The 3034-nt window shown below is 44.0% G+C and carries 4 protein-coding genes and 1 riboswitch; all 4 genes read left to right on the forward strand.

Features of this window, described 5'->3' with window-relative positions:
- The first annotated feature begins 44 nt into the window (after nt 1-44).
- Nucleotides 45-141: riboswitch (THF riboswitch) on the forward strand.
- A gap of 144 nt (nt 142-285) precedes the next feature.
- The 4 genes from folE to folK are packed head-to-tail and all read left to right on the forward strand — an operon-like array spanning nt 286 to nt 2977.
- The gene (folE, locus tag NCY57_RS16415) at nt 286-843 is read left to right on the forward strand and encodes a GTP cyclohydrolase I FolE (protein WP_015524935.1); all 558 of its coding nucleotides are present in this window, start codon (nt 286-288) and stop codon (nt 841-843) included.
- A complete protein-coding gene (locus NCY57_RS16420; protein WP_021651470.1) occupies nt 843-1319 on the forward strand; it encodes an HD domain-containing protein in 477 nt (158 codons plus the stop codon). The genes folE and NCY57_RS16420 overlap by 1 nt, the downstream gene beginning before the upstream one ends.
- 11 nt (nt 1320-1330) lie before the next feature.
- Nucleotides 1331-2137: a dihydropteroate synthase gene (folP, locus tag NCY57_RS16425; protein ID WP_021651471.1), complete on the forward strand. Its 807-nt coding sequence runs from the start codon at nt 1331-1333 to the stop codon at nt 2135-2137.
- A gap of 9 nt (nt 2138-2146) precedes the next feature.
- Complete coding sequence (gene folK / locus NCY57_RS16430) at nt 2147-2977, forward strand: 2-amino-4-hydroxy-6-hydroxymethyldihydropteridine diphosphokinase (RefSeq protein ID WP_173739957.1); 831 nt, start codon at nt 2147-2149, stop codon at nt 2975-2977.
- Nucleotides 2978-3034 lie beyond the last annotated feature (57 nt).

A 3034-nucleotide genomic window follows, 5' to 3' on the forward strand; every position in this document is an offset into this window, starting at 1 on the left:
TCTTATATCAGTATATGGTATACTTGTCCGTGAAATGAATGATATGCAAAATAGGATTTTATGCGTCAAGTGTTTGGCGAATGGGGAGTTGTCGCCAGAACGAAAAGTACGTCTTACGGTATGAAATCCGCACCCGTTGCAGCAATATAAGAGAATATCTCATATTGTGTAGGGCTTTTTCGACATACGTTCTATTACAATTGGAGATATCTTTTTTTATGCGCAAAAATAAAAGAGACAGTCTCCGAAAAACGTGATTTTTTTAACAAATGGAGGTTGTTATTTATGGTAGACAAAGCAAAAGTTGAAGAGGCGATCAAGCTTCTTCTCGAGGGAATCGGCGAGGATGTAAACAGAGAGGGACTGCAGGGAACTCCTGAACGTATCGCCCGCATGTGCGAGGAAATTTATGGCGGACTTGATAATGAAGCGGATGAACATCTTCAGAAACAGTTTCATGTAGAGAACAATGAAATGGTTCTGGAAAAGGATATTACCTTTTATTCCATGTGCGAACATCATCTTATGCCTTTTTACGGTAAAGCTCATATCGCATATATCCCAAATGGCAAGGTTACCGGCTTAAGCAAGCTGGCCCGTACCGTTGATGTGTATGCAAGAAGACCGCAGATCCAGGAACGTCTGACTGTGCAGATCGCAGATGCGCTGGAACGTGTTCTCGCTCCAAAGGGAATCATGGTTATGCTGGAAGCGGAGCATACCTGCATGACCATGCGTGGGATCAAAAAGCCGGGAAGCAAAACGGTTACGACTGTTACCAGAGGTGAATTTAAAGAAAATATGGAGCTTCAGAAACAGTTCCTTGCTATGGTCAAGGACTGATGGACAGAGTGAATCAGATCTGGAATCATCCGCTCTATCAGAATGAGCTTAATAAGCTTCAGCTTCTGGAGACTGACCGTGAATTCTGCAGACATACACCGGAGCATTTTTTGGATGTGGCACGCCTTGCCTATATCCGGGCACTTGAGGAAAATGCTCCTGTTTCAAAGGAACTGATCTACTGTACTGCCCTTCTTCACGATATCGGACGGGCCAGACAGTATGAAGATGGCACTCCTCATGATGAGGCCGGTGCTGCTATCGCAGGACAGATCTTAAACGAGCTTGGATTTTCTATGGAAGAAATGGAAGCGATCATTGCGGCAATACGTGGTCACAGAGCTCAGACGGATCCGACAGTTCTTGGAAAACTGCTCTATACTGCGGACAAAAGCTCCAGAAACTGTTTTTCCTGTAAAGCAGAGCCGGAATGTTACTGGTCTCCTGCCAAAAAAAATATGACGATCCAATATTAGGAGGTTTTTCCATGAAAATCGGAAATCGTGAGTTTGATGTAAAAAACAAAACATATATTATGGGTATCCTAAATGTCACACCGGATTCTTTCTCAGATGGCGGAAAATGGAACGATATGGATCATGCCCTGAAACATACAGAAGCTATGATCGCCGAAGGTGCTGATATTCTTGATATCGGTGGGGAATCCACACGTCCGGGACATACACCGGTTGGCGCACAGGAGGAGATCGAGCGTATTCTTCCTGTTATCGAAGCAGTAAAAGGGCGTTTTGATATCCCCATCTCTGTAGATACCTATAAGGGATGTGTTGCGGAAGAAGCCCTGAAACACGGAGCAGATCTTATCAATGACATCTGGGGACTGAAATATGATCCTGAAATGGCTCCTGTCATTGCCAGATATCATGCTCCCTGCTGTCTGATGCATAACAAAGATAATACTGAATACAATAATTTTATTGTGGATATGCTGGCAGAAACCCAGGAATGTGTCAATATTGCCAAACGTGCCGGTATTGCTGATGATAAGATCATCCTTGATCCTGGTGTCGGATTTGGTAAAACATATGAGATGAACCTAATGACCATGGATAATCTGGAGCTTTTCCGGAAGCTGGGATATCCGGTGCTTCTTGGTACCTCCAGAAAATCCATGATCGGACTTGCCCTTGATCTTCCTGTAGATCAGCGTGTAGAGGGAACTCTTGCCACATCGGTGATCGGTGTTATGAAGGGTTGTGCATTTGTCCGTGTTCATGACATCAAAGAAAATAAACGCGTCATCCAGATGACAGAAGCTATTCTGGGACGTTAGGAGGAACTGATGGATAAAATCGAAATCAGAGATCTTGAGATTTTTGCAAACCATGGTGTGTTTCCGGAAGAAACAGCTCTCGGACAGAAATTTGTTGTTTCTGCTGTTATGTATACAGAAACACGTCCGGCAGGGCTGACAGATGATCTTTCTGCTTCCATCAATTATGGAGAAGTCAGTCATATGATCACCGATTTTCTTCAGAAAAATACTTATAAACTTCTGGAGGCTGCTGTGGAGAATCTGGCAGAGACGCTGCTGCTTTCTCTCCCTCTTCTTAAAGAGATCACCCTCCGTATTGAAAAGCCCTGGGCTCCGGTAGGCCTTCCGCTGAAAACCGTTGCTGTGGAAATTACCCGAGGCTGGCATACGGCTTATATTGCTTTTGGTTCCAATATGGGGGATAAGAAGAAATACCTGGACAATGCGATCCAGGGTCTTCGGGATATGAAAGAGATTGTTGTTGAAAAGGTTTCAGAGTATCTTGTAACGGAGCCTTACGGGGATGTGGAGCAGGATGAGTTTCTCAACGGAGCCTTAAGAGTTCGGACGCTGCTTTCTCCGGAGGAGCTTCTTGACAGGCTGCATGTGCTGGAACAGGCTGCGGACCGGAAAAGGATCATTCACTGGGGACCAAGGACACTGGATCTGGATATTCTGTTTTACGATAATGAGATCATTGATACAGTGGAACTACATGTGCCTCATATTGATATGGAAAACAGGGATTTTGTTTTGAAGCCTATGGTGGAGATCGCACCGTATCTTCGGCATCCGGTGTTGAATTTAACAATGGAGCAGTTGTTAAAAAAGCTTGAGGGAAAAACTTTGGCGGTGTGACTTTATTTATTAAATAATAAAAAGATAACAAGCCCGATACAGATATCTTTACTACAA

Origin of the sequence: Blautia sp. MB18-30, from assembly GCF_023669475.1 — a bacterium.
Classification (GTDB): domain Bacteria; phylum Bacillota; class Clostridia; order Lachnospirales; family Lachnospiraceae; genus Blautia_A; species Blautia_A fusiformis.